Origin of the sequence: Collimonas sp., from assembly GCF_039923675.1 — a bacterium.
Taxonomy (GTDB): Bacteria; Pseudomonadota; Gammaproteobacteria; order Burkholderiales; family Burkholderiaceae_D; genus Collimonas.
Genome location: NZ_JBDTCG010000082.1, coordinates 29,304 through 46,535 on the forward strand (window position 1 = coordinate 29,304; position 17,232 = coordinate 46,535).

General features: G+C 56.8%; 18 protein-coding genes and 1 pseudogene. 14 read left to right on the forward strand and 5 right to left on the reverse strand.

Features of this window, described 5'->3' with window-relative positions; all coding sequences use genetic code 11:
• Positions 1-5: 5 nt before the first annotated feature.
• Positions 6-929 carry a delta(1)-pyrroline-2-carboxylate reductase family protein gene (locus tag ABI171_RS17910; RefSeq protein WP_348093893.1) on the forward strand — a complete coding sequence of 308 codons (924 nt, stop codon included), beginning with the start codon at positions 6-8 and terminating at the stop codon, positions 927-929.
• A gap of 54 nt (positions 930-983) precedes the next feature.
• Complete coding sequence (locus tag ABI171_RS17915) at positions 984-1,448, forward strand: N-acetyltransferase (protein WP_348093894.1); 465 nt, start codon at positions 984-986, stop codon at positions 1,446-1,448.
• A 33-nt stretch (positions 1,449-1,481) separates the two neighbouring features.
• Here the strand turns inward: ABI171_RS17915 and ABI171_RS17920 are convergent, their stop codons facing one another.
• Positions 1,482-1,946, reverse strand: a complete 465-nt coding sequence (locus ABI171_RS17920) for a rhodanese-like domain-containing protein (RefSeq protein WP_348093895.1) — start codon at positions 1,944-1,946, stop codon at positions 1,482-1,484.
• A gap of 431 nt (positions 1,947-2,377) precedes the next feature.
• On the opposite strand from ABI171_RS17920, the gene glnA reads away from it, so the two are divergent.
• From glnA to ntrC, 4 genes are all read left to right on the forward strand, one after another.
• Entirely contained in the window at positions 2,378-3,793 is a 1,416-nt protein-coding gene (gene glnA / locus ABI171_RS17925) for a type I glutamate--ammonia ligase (RefSeq protein ID WP_348093896.1), read from the forward strand.
• Between the two features lie 210 nt (positions 3,794-4,003).
• The gene (locus ABI171_RS17930; RefSeq protein WP_348093897.1) at positions 4,004-4,516 is read left to right on the forward strand and encodes a DUF4124 domain-containing protein; all 513 of its coding nucleotides are present in this window, start codon (positions 4,004-4,006) and stop codon (positions 4,514-4,516) included.
• A gap of 447 nt (positions 4,517-4,963) precedes the next feature.
• Positions 4,964-6,046 (forward strand): nitrogen regulation protein NR(II), encoded by a 1,083-nt coding sequence (glnL, locus tag ABI171_RS17935; RefSeq protein WP_348093898.1) that lies wholly within the window; start codon positions 4,964-4,966, stop codon positions 6,044-6,046.
• Positions 6,047-6,162: 116 nt separating this feature from the next.
• Positions 6,163-7,692 carry a nitrogen regulation protein NR(I) gene (gene ntrC / locus ABI171_RS17940; protein ID WP_348093899.1) on the forward strand — a complete coding sequence of 510 codons (1,530 nt, stop codon included), beginning with the start codon at positions 6,163-6,165 and terminating at the stop codon, positions 7,690-7,692.
• A 33-nt stretch (positions 7,693-7,725) separates the two neighbouring features.
• Here the strand turns inward: ntrC and ABI171_RS17945 are convergent, their stop codons facing one another.
• Entirely contained in the window at positions 7,726-8,043 is a 318-nt protein-coding gene (locus ABI171_RS17945; protein WP_348093900.1) for a helix-turn-helix domain-containing protein, read from the reverse strand.
• Positions 8,040-8,393, reverse strand: coding sequence for a type II toxin-antitoxin system RelE/ParE family toxin (locus tag ABI171_RS17950; protein WP_348093901.1), 354 nt, complete (start codon positions 8,391-8,393; stop codon positions 8,040-8,042). The genes ABI171_RS17945 and ABI171_RS17950 overlap by 4 nt, the downstream gene beginning before the upstream one ends.
• 269 nt (positions 8,394-8,662) lie before the next feature.
• Between ABI171_RS17950 and ABI171_RS17955 the strand changes: the two are divergent.
• From ABI171_RS17955 to ABI171_RS17990, 8 genes and pseudogenes are all read left to right on the forward strand, one after another.
• Positions 8,663-8,879, forward strand: a pseudogene (locus ABI171_RS17955) (citrate/2-methylcitrate synthase); the annotation flags it as partial.
• A gap of 113 nt (positions 8,880-8,992) precedes the next feature.
• The gene (locus ABI171_RS17960) at positions 8,993-9,406 is read left to right on the forward strand and encodes a hypothetical protein (RefSeq protein ID WP_348093902.1); all 414 of its coding nucleotides are present in this window, start codon (positions 8,993-8,995) and stop codon (positions 9,404-9,406) included.
• Between the two features lie 104 nt (positions 9,407-9,510).
• Positions 9,511-10,962 carry a bifunctional 2-methylcitrate dehydratase/aconitate hydratase gene (locus ABI171_RS17965; RefSeq protein ID WP_348093903.1) on the forward strand — a complete coding sequence of 484 codons (1,452 nt, stop codon included), beginning with the start codon at positions 9,511-9,513 and terminating at the stop codon, positions 10,960-10,962.
• A gap of 152 nt (positions 10,963-11,114) precedes the next feature.
• Positions 11,115-13,007, forward strand: coding sequence for a propionate--CoA ligase (locus ABI171_RS17970; RefSeq protein ID WP_348093904.1), 1,893 nt, complete (start codon positions 11,115-11,117; stop codon positions 13,005-13,007).
• A gap of 114 nt (positions 13,008-13,121) precedes the next feature.
• Positions 13,122-13,613, forward strand: a complete 492-nt coding sequence (locus ABI171_RS17975; protein ID WP_348093905.1) for an arsinothricin resistance N-acetyltransferase ArsN1 family B — start codon at positions 13,122-13,124, stop codon at positions 13,611-13,613.
• A complete protein-coding gene (locus ABI171_RS17980) occupies positions 13,613-14,509 on the forward strand; it encodes an RluA family pseudouridine synthase (RefSeq protein ID WP_348093976.1) in 897 nt (298 codons plus the stop codon). Before ABI171_RS17975 ends, ABI171_RS17980 begins: the two co-directional genes overlap by 1 nt.
• 51 nt (positions 14,510-14,560) lie before the next feature.
• Positions 14,561-14,818, forward strand: coding sequence for a hypothetical protein (locus tag ABI171_RS17985; protein WP_348093906.1), 258 nt, complete (start codon positions 14,561-14,563; stop codon positions 14,816-14,818).
• A gap of 8 nt (positions 14,819-14,826) precedes the next feature.
• Positions 14,827-15,462 carry an alpha/beta hydrolase gene (locus tag ABI171_RS17990; RefSeq protein WP_348093907.1) on the forward strand — a complete coding sequence of 212 codons (636 nt, stop codon included), beginning with the start codon at positions 14,827-14,829 and terminating at the stop codon, positions 15,460-15,462.
• 6 nt (positions 15,463-15,468) lie between these two features.
• Here ABI171_RS17990 and ABI171_RS17995 read toward each other — a convergent pair whose 3' ends face one another.
• Together ABI171_RS17995 and ABI171_RS18000 are read right to left on the reverse strand one after the other, a co-directional pair.
• Positions 15,469-16,776, reverse strand: a complete 1,308-nt coding sequence (locus ABI171_RS17995; RefSeq protein WP_348093908.1) for an MFS transporter — start codon at positions 16,774-16,776, stop codon at positions 15,469-15,471.
• Positions 16,773-17,222, reverse strand: a complete 450-nt coding sequence (locus ABI171_RS18000) for a MarR family winged helix-turn-helix transcriptional regulator (RefSeq protein ID WP_348093909.1) — start codon at positions 17,220-17,222, stop codon at positions 16,773-16,775. The genes ABI171_RS17995 and ABI171_RS18000 overlap by 4 nt, the downstream gene beginning before the upstream one ends.
• Between the last annotated feature and the right edge of the window lie 10 nt (positions 17,223-17,232).

Here is a 17,232-nt window from a genome sequence, read left to right on the forward strand (position 1 = left end):
AATAAATGCACATTCTCGACGCTAAACAGACCGCCGCCGCGCTGCCGTATTCTGCGCTGGTGCCGGCGCTGGTAAAGGTTGCGCAGCAACTGCGCGAAGGCAAGATCAACGCGCCTGAACGCATGGTGGTGGAGATCGACAAGGCCAGCGTGCTGCTGTGCATGCCGGCGGTCGCCGCGGATATCGGCATGACCAAGCTGATCACCGTGCACGCCAACAATGCCCAACATCATTTGCCGGCGATCCAGGGCGAAGTGGTGGTGTTCGACGCCGCGAGCGGCCGTCGCCTGGCGCTGTTGCATGGGCCGACCGTTACCGCGCGCCGCACCGCTGCGGTAAGCCTGCTTGGGATTGAAGCCTTGTTGCCGTTCAAGCCGAAATCTGCCCTGCTGATCGGTACCGGGGTCCAGGCTATCGTCCACGCAGATGGTCTGGTCGACTATTTCGGCGTTGGCGAATTCTGGATATCCGCTCGCGATCTGCCAAAGACGGAAGCCTTTTGCGATGCATTGCTGTTGCGCCATCCGCACATTAAGATCAAGCCACTGGCCGCAGACAAATTGACGAGTGAACTGCCGCATACCGACTTGGTAATTGCCCTTACCACCTCGCGCACTGCGGTGATTCCGGCTAATATCGCGGCGGATACGCTGGCGATCGGCGTCGGCGCATTCAAACCCGACATGGTGGAATTCCCGGCCGAGCTTTTGCATAGTCGCACCGTGGTGGTCGATTGTCTGGCGGGCGCCAAACATGAAGCAGGGGATTTGATGCAAGCGCAGATCGACTGGAGCAAGGTGCGCGAATTGCCGGATGTGCTGGCGCATGGTTTTGTGCAGCAAGCCGTGCTGCCCGTCTATAAAACGGTTGGCCAGGCGGCCTGGGACCTGGCCGCCGCACGGGTGGCGATTGCCTCGCTTGCCGGCTGACATTCATTACACGAGGAGTGGAATTTGATCCGTGACGCGGTAGCAGCCGATTGCATGAACCTGACTGCGTTGTCGATACAGGTCTGGTTACATACTTATGCTACGGAAGGCGTTAGCGATGACCTTGCCCGCGAGGTGCTGTCCACGTTTACGCCGACGTATTTCCACGATCTCATCGTTGATCCCGATTACCGCTTGTTCGTGAAAGTGGATGGGGTAAACCTGCTTGGCTATATTCTGCTGGATCTCGATTCGTCTTGTGAAGAACAGAACTACGGCGGCGTCGAGGTCGACACGCTATACGTGCAAGAACATTTCCATGGCCGCGGCATTGGCCGCGCGCTGCTGGATCACGCCATGGCGCAAGCCGGCCAACGACTTTGGCTCACGGCATGGGCCGGCAACGCGCAGGCGCTCGGTTTCTACAAAGCCTATGGCTTTGTAGACATCGGCATTACCTGGCACGAGTTTGAAGACCAGAAATACGAGAACCGTATCCTGGCTTATCAAAGACCTTGAAAATTCCAAAGCCGTCGGAACAGAACTACGACATCAGGCACCCAGCCAAGGCAAGCCAGCCTTGCACCAGCCGTTAATATTCTTGCGATGGCCGTTGTTGTCCTTGTCGCCCTCGAAACCTTCCAGGATATTGAAGCAGTTGATGTAGCCATGCTCGGTGGCCAGCTTGGCCGCATGCTGCGAACGGACGCCGGAACGACAGAGGAATACCAATGGCGTGCCTTTTTCGGCGACCTGCGCCAGTTGCGCCAGAAAGTCAGGATTTTGTACGCCGCCCGGATACTGCGACCACTGCACCGCTGCATGCTGTGCTCCCGGAATCGACACCCGACCAACCCAGTCGCGCTCGGCATTGGTGCGGACATCGACGAGAATGGCGGCGGCGTCCGCTTCCAGCAGGGCGAAGGCCTCGTCTGGGGTGACCGCCCCGGCATACGGAAGCTGATCGTTTTGACCACGTTGTTTGGCTGTGGTGATGAGTTCGCTGCTGGTTGCCATGCTATTTCTCCTCGTGAAATTGCTAAATTATCAATGTAGCGTCTTAATTTCTATTTTTAAGCGCACCAAAATAGCGCAAAATAGTATTTTATTCAGCCGTTTGCACGAAAACGGTGCCATCGATAGCGACCGCACCGATATGGTGACTTGCAATCATTGTAATAATAGGGCGGATCATGCGAAAAAGCGTGAATTCCTCCTTTTAAACAAGCTAATTACAATACCGACTATGAACAGTTTCACGAAAGGATGGTGGCATGGATTCTGCTATCATCCTGCCTGAGTTCTGGTCGTACTGATAGTTGCTGTCCGGTCATATTTTCTCATTACCTTTCCACGATGTTACTGCGATGCGGAATTTGCGCGCAACAGATCCTGGATTGGTGCGCACAATTCACTAGCAATATTTTCATATTCCTTAGGAGATTCACATGGCAATGACGGCCGCAGAAGTCTTGAAAATGGCAAAAGACAACGAAGTCAAATTCGTTGATTTTCGCTTCGCTGACACCAAAGGCAAGGAACAGCACGTAACTGTCCCTGTCTCTCATTTCGATATCGATAAATTCGAATCGGGTCACGCATTCGACGGCTCTTCTATTGCTGGCTGGAAGGGTATTGAAGCTTCCGACATGTTGCTGATGCCGGATCCGAACACTGCGAACATCGATCCGTTCATGGAAGAAACCACATTGTTCATGCAATGTGATGTGATCGAGCCATCCGACGGCAAGGGTTACGACCGCGATCCGCGTTCGATTGCCAAGCGCGCTGAAGCCTACCTGAAATCATCCGGCCTGGGCGACACCGCCTATTTCGGTCCAGAACCAGAATTCTTCATTTTCGACGACGTCCGTTGGGGCGCCGACATGTCCGGCTGTTTCGTCAAGATCGGTTCGGAAGAAGCATCATGGAGCACCGGCGCCAAGCTCGAAGGCGGCAACACCGGCCATCGTCCTACCGTCAAGGGCGGCTATTTCCCAGTACCGCCAGTCGACAGCTTCCAAGACATGCGTTCGGAAATGTGCCTGATCCTGGAATCGCTGGGCATCCCGGTTGAAGTGCATCACCACGAAGTGGCCGGAGCCGGCCAGAATGAAATCGGCACCAAGTTCTCGACCTTGGTCGAGCGCGCCGACTGGACCCAGAACCTGAAGTACGTAGTCTGGAACGTTGCCCACACCTACGGCAAGACAGCGACTTTCATGCCTAAGCCTATCGTTGGCGACAACGGTTCCGGCATGCACGTGCACCAATCGGTCTGGAAAGACGGCCAAAATCTGTTCGCCGGCGACGGTTATGCAGGCCTGTCGGAATTCGCGCTGTTCTACATCGGCGGCATCATCAAGCACGCCAAGGCGCTGAACGCCATCACCAATCCAGGCACCAACTCGTACAAGCGTCTGGTTCCAGGTTACGAAGCACCGGTCAAGCTGGCTTACTCGGCACGTAACCGTTCGGCTTCGATCCGTATTCCGCACGTTGCAAATCCAAAGGGCCGCCGTATCGAAACCCGTTTCCCGGATCCACTGGCTAACCCGTACCTGTGTTTCTCGGCATTGCTGATGGCAGGTCTGGACGGCGTGCAAAACAAAATCCATCCGGGCGAAGCTGCATCGAAGGATCTGTACCATCTGCCGCCAGAAGAAGACAAACTGATTCCTACCGTTTGCGCTTCGCTGGAAGAAGCACTGGAAGCGCTGGACAAGGATCGCGAATTCCTGACTCGCGGCGGCGTATTCAGCGATAGCATGATCGATGCTTACCTGGACCTGAAGATGCAAGAAGTTCAACGCTACCGCATGACTACTCATCCGATCGAATTCGATATGTACTATTCGGTGTAAGTTATTGTGCAGGTTTTGACGGTCAATCTTGCATATCGCAAGATTGACCGTCAAGATGATAAAAAGGACAGGAATTTTTCCTGTCCTTTTGTTTTTTTAATACGCTTGTTTTCTCTGCGCGGCTGTCATAAATTATATTGTGCAGGATGGTTTGTCATTGGAAGTTTCTTGACATAAACTAGCGACTCCATTGAATTGCGAAGAAAATCTATGAAGCGTCTCATGTTGCGTTTTTCCCCGGGATTTCTGCTGTTGGCAGCTGTCAGCATGCTTGGTGGCGTGGCCCATGCCGAAAGCGATGTTTTTCTTTGCGTTGACCAGAACGGCGTCAAGGAATACAAGAATACCGGCGACACCAAGGGCTGCAAGCGCGTCAGCTTGCCGCCTTTGACAGTGACTTCGGGCGGTAGCAAGCCGGTACGAGAAGGTGGCGCAGTCAGCAAGCAAGCCTCTTCGACTCCTAGCGATTTCCCGAAAGTCGATAACGGCACGCAAAAAACCCGCGACAACGATCGTCGCCAGATCCTGCAGGATGAGCTGAGCAAGGAACAGCAGCGCCTGGCGGATCTCAAGAAAGACTACAACGACGGCACACCGGAACGGCAAGGCAACGAAAAAAACTACGCCAAGTATCAGGACCGCGTAGCGTCGATGAAAGAAGACATCTCGCGCAGCGAGAAAAATATCGATGCGCTCAACCGGGAATTGTCGAATCTGAAGTAATTTCGCAGCATGGTATCAACTTTGCTTAATGCATAAGGCCGCCATCGCGGCCTTTATTTTTGCCTATCCGGTATTGGGAGTCAGTCGGACTTAGGATGATCGGCTACAAAAATATCTGAGCGGTCCATATTTCACCAGCTTCTTGGTCAATAGCTTGCCATTGACACTGCGAATCCGGCAAAATCTGTCCTCGCTCAGTTATTTTTTCGTTTCGATCCCCAAAGTCCGACTGACTCCCGGATAAAGAAGTGCCGGATGCACCAACTTGTGGCAATCCGGCGTTTTACACACCGACATCGCTTACAAAGCTTGTTATGCTCGGAAAATGCACCATTTCAATCACCAAGATACTTCCCATGACAGTGGCGCATCGCGCCTTGCTGCGCGCAGCCTCATCCGTTGCGGGCGGCGCCAGTCGGAACCAGGTCTTTTCATGAGGATATCCGGATGCCAATAAAAACTGCCGAACGCAATGCATTTTCCAGCCTTGATCTGCTGGCGTCCGCCGTGCTGGTGCTGGATCAGCATGCATGTCTGGTATTTGCCAACGCTGCTGCGGAAAACATGCTGGAGAGTTCATGCCGCTTGCTGAAACAGCAGACATTGTCCGATCTGTTCCTCAACCCCGAGCAGCTGCTGGCAATTTTCCAGCAGGCGCTAGAGCACCAGTTCGATGACTCGCGCCAGGACCTGATCCTGGAGCGCATGGGGCGCGAGCCTTTGTGGGTCGACACCATCGTCACTGCGCTCGACAATCCTGAGATGCCGGTGCTGATCGAATTGCGCGAGAACGTGCAGCAGCTCAAGCTGGAGCGCGAAGAGCGCCTGGCCGACCAGAGCCAGGTCAACAAGGAACTGGTGCGCAACCTGGCGCATGAAATCAAGAATCCCCTGGGCGGGATTCGCGGCGCGGCGCAGTTGCTGGAGCTTGAGTTGCCGGAGCGCCATGTCAAGGAATTGCGCGAATATACCCAGGTCATCATCAAGGAGGCCGACCGCCTGCAGACGCTCGTGGATCGCTTGCTGGCGCCGCACCGGCTGGCGCAGATCGTTGGCGATGTCGATATCCATGAAGTCTGCGAACGGGTGCGCAGCCTGATCGTCGCCGAGTTCCCTAGCGGCTTGTCGATCAAGCGTGACTACGACCTGTCGATACCGGAGTTTCGTGGCGACAAGGAACAACTGATACAGGCGATACTCAACATTGCCCACAACGCCGCGCAAGCCTTGAGCGAGCGCATCAAGACCGGCGACGCCGAGCTGGTTTTCCAGACCCGGGTAGTGCGCCAGGTGACGCTGGCCAAGGTGCGTTACCGGCTGGCACTAGACTTGCATATCATCGACAATGGACCCGGCATTCCGGCCGAGATTCAGGAGCGCATTTTCTATCCGCTGGTATCGGGGCGCGACGGCGGCAGCGGCTTGGGATTGACGCTGGCGCAAACTTTTGTGCAACAGCACATGGGCGTCATCGAATGTGAAAGTCGGCCGGGATGCACGGATTTCAGAATTCTTATACCACTGCCTTAACGTATTCTCAAAGATATCGTCATCCCCGCGCACGCGGGCGCCAAGGCGGAGAATCCAAGGTGCTGACTAACATGGATTCCCGCGTGCGCGGGAATGACGACCCGGGACGAAAGCATATGAAACCAATCTGGATTGTTGACGACGACGAATCGATACGATGGGTGCTTGAAAAGGCCCTTGCCCGCGAGAATCTGAGCACCAAAAGTTTTTCCAATGCACGCGATGCCATCGAGGCGCTGCAAACCAGTACGCCGCAAGTACTGGTATCCGATATCCGCATGCCTGGGGCATCTGGCTTGGAGTTGCTGCAAACCATCAAAGCCAAGTTTCCCGGCGTACCGGTGATTATCATCACCGCATTTTCCGATCTGGATTCCGCGGTTGCGGCGTTCCAGGGCGGCGCTTTTGAATATCTGGCCAAGCCATTCGATGTCGACAAGGCGGTCGAACTGATCCGCCGCGCGCTGGAAGAAAGCCTGCGTGAAGCGAACGTTGAACAAGCCTCGGCCGAGACGCCTGAAATCCTCGGGCAGGCGCCGGCGATGCAAGACGTATTTCGCGCCATCGGCCGCTTGTCGCAATCGAATGTGACGGTGCTGATTACCGGCGAGTCCGGCACCGGCAAGGAACTGGTGGCGCGCGCGCTGCACAAGCATAGTCCGCGTGCGGCGCAACCGTTCATTGCGCTCAACACCGCGGCGATTCCGAAAGATTTGCTGGAGTCCGAATTGTTCGGCCACGAGCGCGGTGCGTTCACCGGCGCCCAGGCCTCGCGCCGCGGACGCTTTGAGCAGGCCGAAGGCGGCACCTTGTTCCTCGATGAAATCGGCGACATGCCTTTCGATTTGCAGACGCGTTTGCTGCGGGTTTTATCCGACGGCCACTTTTACCGGGTTGGCGGACACCAGTCCCTGAAAGCCAATGTCCGGGTCATCGCCGCCACCCACCAGAATCTGGAAACCCGGGTGCGCGAAGGCCTGTTCCGCGAAGACTTGTATCACCGCTTGAACGTGATCCGGCTGCGCTTGCCGAGCCTGCGCGAGCGGCGTGAAGATATCCCGATCCTGACCCGTTACTTCCTCAGCCAGAGCGCCAAGCAGTTGGGCGTGGAAAGCAAGCGCGTATCGGATAACGCCATGCGCTTCATGAGCGGGCTTGAGTTGCCGGGTAACGTACGTCAGCTGGAAAACCTGTGCAACTGGATTACCGTGATGGCGCCCGGCCAGACTGTCGAGATCAAGGATTTGCCGCAGGATCTGGTCAGCGGCCGCGAGCAAAGTACGCAGCTGGAAAGTCCTGCGCACCGGCCGGTAGTCTTTGATCCGCATCTTTCCGTAGCGTCTTCCGGTAGCGGCATGGCTGCGCAATATGCAGAGCCTGCCGTCGCTGCCGCGCCTGCCGCAATTAGCGCCGACAGGCAAAGCTGGGTTACCTTATTGGAAGCCGAAGCAGCGGCCATGCTCAGCAATGGCGATGCGGACGTGATGGACGTGCTGGGCCGCCAATTTGAATCGGCGCTGATCAAGATGGCATTGCGGCATACGCATGGCCGCAAGAATGATGCCGCGGTACGTCTCGGCATCGGCCGCAACACCATCACGCGCAAGATCCAGGAACTGGGGATCGACGGCGCCAAGGATGATTGATCCGATAGGCGTTGCCAGCGTGTAGTGACGCGGTTATTTCACGATGCGCAGCGCCTGCTTCAGCTCTCGCAGAGTAGCGAGAGGATAAAGGTGCGAGGTGCCGACGATAGACGAAGCGCTGACTTTGCCTTGTTTGCAATAGCGGCGGAATGTGGCTATCGATACGCCCAGATATTCCGCCGCTTCATCCGCAGTAAATTCGCTATCCTGCAAGTGCCCGAACAGCTCGCCATGGCTGAGGTTGTCGCCATTGGAGAAGGCTCTTTTGGCGATCAGCGAGAAAAATTTTTCCCGTTCATTCGAAGGCATTTGCTGCAGGCTGGTAAAGAGTGTTTCAGCTGTCAGTGTCATTTGTACCATCCATTTGCTTTTAGATAAATTTTCAAATCATCGTAGAAGTTTTCGTGCGCACCTAGCCGGTAAAAATCAATGAACAGGAAATCAGGAGAGCGCTGTTCAATCTTGCTTCCTGTTTGCCGGACAGGCACGTGATAGGCGATCAGATATTCCTGTTTCTTGTGCTTGAATTTATGCACAAGAATCCCGGCCAGGTCACTGGTTTTGGCTTCGCCGATATCCGGCTTGCCGCACACCCTTAGCGTTTCATCTTCCATCACGGCTTGAAAAGGCTTGTGTTGCTTCTTCACAAACGCAGAAAAAGGTTTCTCGTAGTTCGGTAGATAGGCCATCAGCAAGTCCATTCTTTATCAGTTATGATATAGATCGCTATCAATATCAAGCTTGATATCTGACGCTTGGCGAGATCTTTATCGTGTTCGAGGTTTTCATAGGCGCTATCGCCTGTAGCCGCTGTATGTTAATGAGTGCGAGGGGAGCTGGCTTAAGGAAAGTCGCAAATCCGAATGGAAAGCGGTGAGGCAGGGGCGGCTTTTTATTTCAGCTTGTGCCACAGCGTCGTGCGGTTAATCCCCTGTTGCTGCCAAATCTGTCCAGGGACGCCGATTCGCTGAAAATATTCGCCAGCGTGGACGCTTTGTCGACCGTGTCATACGACATGATTGGCGAGCCAACTGTCATGTCTACACCCCTTGTTCGTGATTGCCCGCACTTCCGGCTGGGCGGCGCATATCATCGAACAACGCATCGATAACAAGATTATTCGTCCTTCGATGAACCATGCGGGCCCAGAAGACTTAAAATTTGCCTCGATTGGCAAATGCAAATAGTGTCTTTATGTAAATTTCTAATGCAGACACATTCGCGAGCCGATAGATGGCCGCATCGGTTTTGCGATGCGGCCTATCCGAATGCTTACTTATTGCCTTAGGGCCGGGACCACATGATCGCTCGTAACTACCTTAACTACGCTGTTAAGTACCGTATCGCTTCCGCTTTGACGCTCACCGCCTTGCTGGCCGCTTGCGGTTCCAGCGTGCCATTGGTTGAAACCAAGCCGGAGCCAACCTTGCCGAACCTGCTGAAACTCGAACCGACGCCGGCAGCGACTCTGTTGACCGGTAATTTTTTCTGCGAGCTGGGTAACAAGGTCGATCTCGCCAGCGGTACGGATGGCGCCGTCAAGCTGAACTGGAAAGGCCGCAGCTACCCGATGACGACGGTCAGCACCACCACCGGTGCGGTGCGGCTGGAAGATAAAGCCAGCGGCCTGGTATGGATCCAGATCCCGGCCAAGTCGATGCTGCTCAATTCGAAGCTGGGGCAACAGCTGGCCAACGAATGCAAGTTGCGCTGATGTCTTGACTGGGACGGCGTTGTAGATGTTCGTGATGGCAGTTTGAATTTTGCTTTGCTTATTTGCTTTATTTTTCGCTTCATTTTTCGCCTTCAAGGAAAATAATGTCCGCTCACATCTCCAACGCCCGCCCGAAATACGACAAAGTGCTGGTCGATATCGTCGACTATGTGACCAAGTACAAGATCACCTCCAAACTCGCCTACGACACTGCACGCAACTGCCTGATCGATACCTTGGGCTGTGGCCTGGAAGCGCTGGAGTATCCTGCCTGTAAAAAACTGATGGGACCGATCGTCCCGGGTACTGTCGTGCCTAACGGCGCCAAAGTGCCAGGCACGCAATTCCAGCTCGATCCGATCCAGGCGGCCTTCAATCTCGGCGCCATGATTCGCTGGCTCGATTTCAACGACACCTGGCTGGCGGCGGAATGGGGCCATCCATCCGACAATCTGGGCGGCATCCTGGCGACGGCCGACTGGCTCTCGCGCAATGCCATCGCCGCCGGCAAGAAGCCGCTGAAGATGAAAGACGTGCTGACTGCCATGATCAAGGCGCACGAAATCCAGGGATGCATCGCGCTGGAAAACTCCTTCAACAAGGTGGGGCTGGACCACGTGGTGCTGGTCAAGGTGGCCTCGACTGCCGTGGTGGCGGAAATGATGGGCCTGACGCGTGAAGAAATCCTCAATGCGGTATCGCTGGCATGGGTTGACGGCCAGTCGCTGCGCACCTATCGCCATACACCGAATACCGGTTCGCGCAAATCCTGGGCGGCCGGTGACGCGACCTCGCGCGCAGTGCGTCTGGCGCTGATCGCCAGGAGCGGCGAAATGGGCTATCCATCGGTGCTGACCGCCAAGACCTGGGGTTTCTACGATGTGCTGTTCAAAGGCCAGCCGTTCAAGTTCCAGCGTAAATACGGATCGTATGTGATGGAAAACGTGCTGTTCAAGATTTCCTTCCCGGCCGAATTCCACGCGCAAACCGCGGTGGAAGCCGCCATGATCTTGCACGATCAGCTGGCCAAGGCCGGCAAGTCGGTCGAGGACATCAAGAAGATCACCATCCGTACCCATGAAGCGTGCATCCGTATCATCGACAAGAAGGGCCCGCTGAACAATCCGGCCGACCGCGACCATTGCATCCAGTACATGGTGGCGGTGCCGCTGATTTTCGGCCGCCTGACTGCCGGCGACTATGAAGACAAGATCGCTTCAGACAAACGTATCGACGTCCTGCGCGACAAGATCGTCTGCATCGAAGACCTGGCCTTTACCAAGGACTATCACGATCCCAAGAAGCGTTCGATCGCCAACGCCATCACGGTGGAGTTCAAGGACGGCAAGAAACTCAGGGAAATCGTGGTCGAGTATCCGATCGGCCATGCGCGCCGCCGCAAGGATGGCATCCCGCTGCTGGAAGTCAAGTTCAAGATCAACCTGGCGCGCCAGCTGTCGGTCAAACAGCAACAGAAGATCCTGGAAGTCTCGCTGGATCAGAAAAAGCTGGAAGACATGGCAGTCAACGAGTATGTTGACCTATATGTGATCTAAATGACCTGCGCCCTGCTTTGACGGGAAGCAATCGTTATTGGTGTCGACGTAGTCGCAGAAGAACATGCCGCAGAAGCATGTGTGGTGGAAGCATTGGCCCGGACGGGCAGCCTTCCAGCCCTGCGATTCTTTTCAAGAAACGAGGAGACTGCATGAGTTTCGCCACCTTTTATCAACGGTCGATCGATGATCCGTCCACATTCTGGACCGAGCAGGCACGCAGGATCGACTGGCACCATCCGTTTTCAAAAGTACTCGATGACAGCCGGCCGCCGTTTGCCCGCTGGTTTGTCGATGGCGCCACCAACCTTTGTCATAACGCGGTAGACCGCTGGGTGGCGACGCGCGGCGAGCAGCCGGCGCTGATTGCAATTTCTACCGAAACCGATACCGAAAAAACCTATTCTTTCCGCGAGTTGCATGCGGAGGTCAATCGCACTGCGGCCATCATGCAGTCGCTTGGCGTTGGCCGCGGCGATCGCGTGCTGATCTACATGCCGATGATCGCCGAGGCGACCTTCGCCATGCTGGCCTGCGCTCGCATCGGCGCCATTCATTCGGTGGTGTTCGGCGGCTTTGCCTCGAACAGCCTGGCCAACCGGATCGACGACGCGACACCGAAATTGATCGTTTCCGCCGATGCCGGTTCGCGCGGCGGCAAAGTGGTGCCATACAAGGGTTTGCTGGACGATGCAATCAAGCTGGCGCAGCACAAGCCGGCGCACGTCTTGATGGTCGACCGCGGCCTGGCGGCGATGGCAACGGTGGCCGGCCGTGATGTTGATTACGCCGAGCAGCGCCAGTTACATATCGATGCCAAGGTGCCGGTAGTCTGGCTCGAATCGAACGAAGCGTCTTATATCCTGTACACCTCCGGAACCACCGGCAAGCCCAAGGGTGTACAGCGCGATGTCGGCGGCTATGCGGTGGCGCTGGCGACATCGATGGATACCATTTTTTGCAGCAAGCCCGGTGGCACGTTTTTCTGTACCTCGGATATCGGCTGGGTGGTCGGTCATTCCTACATCGTCTACGGTCCGCTGATCGCCGGCATGGCGACCGTGCTGTATGAGGGTTTGCCGATCAGGCCTGACGGCGGCATCTGGTGGAGCATCGTCGAGAAATACAAGGTCACGCGCATGTTTTCCGCACCGACCGCAATCCGTGTGCTGAAAAAACAGCCGCCCGAGCTGATGCAGAAATACGACCTGTCTTCCCTGCAGGCGCTCTACCTGGCCGGCGAACCGTTGGATGAAACCACCTCCAGCTGGATTTCGGCTGCGCTCGGCGTACCTATCATCGATAACTACTGGCAGACCGAATCCGGCTGGCCGATCATGACGATCGCCAAGAATATCGAGAACAAACCGAGCAAGCTGGGCAGTCCCGGCGTGCCGATGTACGGCTACAAGGTGCAGTTGTTGAATGAAGCCACCGGCGAGCTGTGCAGCGCCAATGAAAAGGGCGTGCTGGTGATCGAATGGCCGCTGCCGCCGGGCTGCATGCAAACCATCTATGGCGACGACCAGCGCTGCGTCGATACCTATTGGGCCACACGTATCCCGGACAGCGGACGGCAGGCATATTCCACCTTCGACTGGGGCATCCGGGATGAGGATGGCTACTATTTCATACTGGGCCGCACCGATGATGTGATCAATGTCGCCGGCCACCGGCTCGGTACGCGCGAAATCGAAGAGAGCATTTCCAGCCACCCGAATGTGTCCGAGGTGGCCGTGGTCGGCGTCGAAGACAAGCTGAAAGGGCAGGTGGCGGTGGCTTTCGTCATTCCCAAGGTCGCAGGAAGCACGGCGGAAGGACGAGCAACACTGGAAGCGGAAATCATGCGCGTAGTGGATAAGCAGATCGGCAGCATCGGCCGGCCGGCGCGCGTATATGTCGTCAACCTGTTGCCCAAAACCCGCTCCGGCAAGCTGTTGCGCCGTTCCATACAGGCGATTTGCGAGGGGCGCGATCCCGGTGATCTGACCACGATTGAAGATCCTGCTTCACTGCAACAGATCAAGGATGCGTTGCGCGGCTGAATTCAGTCCGTCAGGGTCATGGCGGCAAGATTGGCCGATTTGACCAATCTTGCGGTCATGGGGGTATGATTGTGTATTCGTTTGTGCAACCTGCTTCCTTGATCCATTTCCGCCATGACCCACGCCATCCGCCCGGCCAGCATTGCCGATGCAGCAGCCATTTGCCATATCTACAATCCCTACATACTCGACACCGTCATCAGCTTTGAAACCGAGCCGGTGACGCCCGAGCAGATGAGGCAGCGCATCCTTGATATCACGGCAAACCTGCCGTGGCTGGTGTGCGTCGAGAACGAACAGATCCTGGGCTACGCCTACGCCACCAAATGGCGCGCGCGCGCCGCTTACCAGCATGCGGTGGAAAGCTCGGTGTATCTGTCGCCGCTGGCTGCAGGCAAGGGCCTGGGAACAGCCTTATATAACGCCCTGATTGCAGAGCTGGAGAAATTGCCGGTGCATACCGTCATCGGCGGCATCGCCTTGCCCAACGCCGCCAGTGTCGGTCTGCATGAAAAAATGGGCTATGTCAAAGTCGCGCATTTTGCCCAGGTAGGCAAGAAGTTTGATCGCTGGATCGACGTCGGCTATTGGCAACGGGTATTGTGATGGTGCAGTTGCAGCCACCGCCGCTACCGATTGTAGACGGCGTTGCGCCCAGCTATCTGTGGTTACCGATTGGCAGCTGGCCGAATCTGCTGGCATTCCTGGAGCAGCGTTTTCCTGCGATCGATAGCGCCACCTGGATCGCACGCATGGCGCGTGGCGAAGTAGCCGACGGCGATGGCGTCCGGCTGACGCCGGACAGTCCGTATCGGCGCGGCGCCTGCATTTTTTACTATCGCGAGCTGGAAGCCGAGACGCCGATTCCATTTGAAGCTTCCATCCTGTATCAAGACGAGCGCATACTGGTGGTCGACAAGCCGCATTTCCTGCCGGTGATCCCGGCCGGCCGCTTTTTGCACGAAACGCTATTGGTGCGGCTGAAAAAGGAAACCGGCCTGGCGCATCTGACGCCGATTCACCGGCTCGATCGCGAAACCGCAGGCGTGGTGATTTTCTCGCATGACGTCGCCAGCCGTGGCGCTTACCAGTCCTTGTTCCAGCAGCGGCTGGTCGACAAGACCTATGAAGCGCTGGCGCCGACCAGGCCGGAACTGACCTTGCCGCTGGTGTATCGCAGCCGCATGGTGGAGGGCACGCCGTTTTTCCGGATGCAGGAAGTTGCCGGAGAAGCGAATTCGGAGACCCGGATCGAACTGATCGAACAGCGAGAAACATCTAGCCTGTACCGTCTGCATCCGCTGACCGGCAAGAAGCATCAACTGCGTGTACATTTGGCTGCATTGGGAATACCGATCATCAACGATGCCTTTTATCCCGAGGTGTATCCCTGCAAGGGCGACGACTGGTCGGCGCCGCTGAAATTGCTGGCGCGGGAGATTGCTTTCATCGATCCCCTGGATGGCCGGCGGCGGCATTTTGCCAGTCAGCGCAAACTTTGAAATCACACTACGGCATTGTTGGAAATAAATGAAAAACATCAGGAGAGCGCAATGAGATCAACCCGGGCCACAGCGGCGGTCGAACGTCTCAATGCCCGCAGCACAGAGGTACGCTATTCGATGGTGCGGACTGCTGGAGAGCTGTTCTATCTGACCCAGAACGCCGGCTTTGAAGCGCCGCTCAAACTCAGCGAGGCTCTGGAGCTGGATGATTTTGTCCGCTTCGTCAATGCCTACGGGCCGCAGAAACCCAGGCGCATCAGCAAACTGGACGTCGCTTTCGAAAAGCAGCTGAAGAAAAAATACTAAGCTGTGCCATGAGCGACCATCCTTCCGCCGAAGCTAAAGTACATGCGATCCTGGTGCATGGCATGGGACGTACGCCGGTGTCGATGCTGCTATTGGCCAGGCGGTTGCAGGCCGCCGGCATCACCACCCATCTGTTTGGCTATTCGGCGGCATTCGAGCGCTGGCTGCCTTGCCTTGAGCGCCTGCGCAAATTCATCGTGGCCCGTGCCGGCGATGCGCGCTTCATCATGGTCGGCCATTCGCTGGGTTGCGTGCTGACCCGCGGGGTACAACCGCTGTTGAGCCACAAGCCGGAGATGGCTTTCCTGCTGGCGCCGCCGACCCGCGCATCCAGCTACGCCATCAAGCTGTCGCGATGGCGCCTGTTCCGTTTGCTCACTGGCGAGATGGGGCAATTGCTGGCGCGCCAGGAATTCATGGACAGCTTGCCGTTGCCGGACATCCCGCTGCACATCTATGCCGGCATCAAAGGTCCGCGCGGCAGCTGGACGCCGTTTGGCGACGAGCCGAACGACGGCATCCTGTCGGTCGGCGAAGTGCAACTGGGATCGTTGCCGCTGCACTTGCTGCCGACCATCCACACCATCATCATGAATTCACGCCAGGTGGCCAGCGATATTGTGGCCACCGTCAAGGCTTCGTAAGTCTGCCTATCGCGCCGGCACAGGAAGCGCCGGGATCAAATCGCCTCCCGCGTGATGGCCTTTGATCCGCAGCACCAACACCGAAGCGATGAGGCAAGCCGCACCCATCAATATCGACGACAAGGTGTAACTGCCCAGGCTGTTGCGCAGCGAACCCGCCAGCAGGGTGGCGCTGGCAGCGCCCAGCTGATGGCCGGCGACGATCCAGCCGAACACGATGGGCGCCGCCAGCCGGCCGAACACATCGTTGGCCAGGCGCACGGTTGGCGGTACGGTGGCGATCCAGTCCAGTCCGTAAAACAAGGCGAACACCGGCAAGCCGAAATAGCTGAGGCCGAAAGCATGCGGCAGGAAAATCAGCGCGACCCCGCGCAATCCGTAATACCAGAACAGCAGCACGCGCGGATTGAAGCGGTCCGACAGCCAGCCCGACATTGTGGTGCCGACCAGATCCAGCATGCCCATGGTCGCCAGGATGCTGGCGCCGCCCACTGCGGTAATCCCGTAGTCGCCGCACATGGCGATGAAATGCGAGCCGATGTAGCCGTTGGTGCTCATGCCGCAGATGAAAAAACTGAAAAACAGCAGCCAGAAATCACGGATTTTGACCGCCTTGCCCAACGCGCCAAAGGCGATGGACAGCGGGTTTTTGCCCTTGCTCACCACTTCCGGCGGCAGTTCGTCATGCTGGCCATAACGCTTCAAGCCGATATCTTGCGGCCGCTCCGGCAGGAATATCGCCACCAGGGGAATCGCCAGCGCAGCCACGCTAGCCACCAGGATCGCCACCGAGCGCCAGCCGAAGTGCTCGACCATGTAAGCCATCAGAGGCAGGAATACCATCTGTCCGGTAGCCGAACTGGCGGTCAGCAAACCCATGGCCAGGCCGCGGCGCGTCTCGAACCAGCGGCTGACAATCGTTGCGGCCAGCGTGTTGGCGGCGACGCCGCTGCCGGCGCCCACCAGGATGCCCCAGGCCAGCACCATATGCCATGGCAGCGTCATGAAGGTGCTGGCGAAGGTACCGATAGATAGCAATACCAGTGCGCCGAGGACGATGGGGCGGATGCCGTAGCGTTGCATGGCCGCCGCTGAAAACGGTCCGATCAATCCGTAGAGCGCAATGTTGACCGAAATGACGAACGAGATGGTGGTGACGGTCCAGCCAAATTCGTGTTCCAGCGGCAATATCATCACCGATGGCGTAGCGCGGATGCCGGCCGCTGAAAGCAGGACCAGGAAGACGATGCCGACGACGATCCACACGTAATTGAAACGCAGGCGCGCCATGATGGCTTGTATGGTGTGGTTCATGGGAAGGTGTGCCCGTGTTGTGCGAATTTCAGGTTGGCGTTATCGACCAGGGTCGTCAGGGCAAGATGGGTGTCTTCGCCCAGTATCGCGTCGATTTCGTTTTGCGCCTTGCGCCAGTTGGATATGGATCCCTTCCATTTTTTCTGGCCGTCGGCGGTCAGGCTGACGCCGAACGAGCGCTTGTCGGTCAGCATTTTCAGCGGCAGGTTGACAGTCTGGATCCAGCCCAAGGCAATCAAGGGCTTGAGAGTACGGCTCATGGTGCTACGGTCCATGCCCATGTTGGCCGCGAGCGTGATAACGCCGATCGGACCGTATTTGCCTATCTTGGCTAACAGGGAATACTGGCCGATGGTGAGTTCATCGGCCGCCAGGTAGTGATCGTAGATGTTGGTCATCTTGCGGGTAAGTTGCCGCAAGGTCGAACAACTGCATTGGCTTCGCATGTCCCGTCCT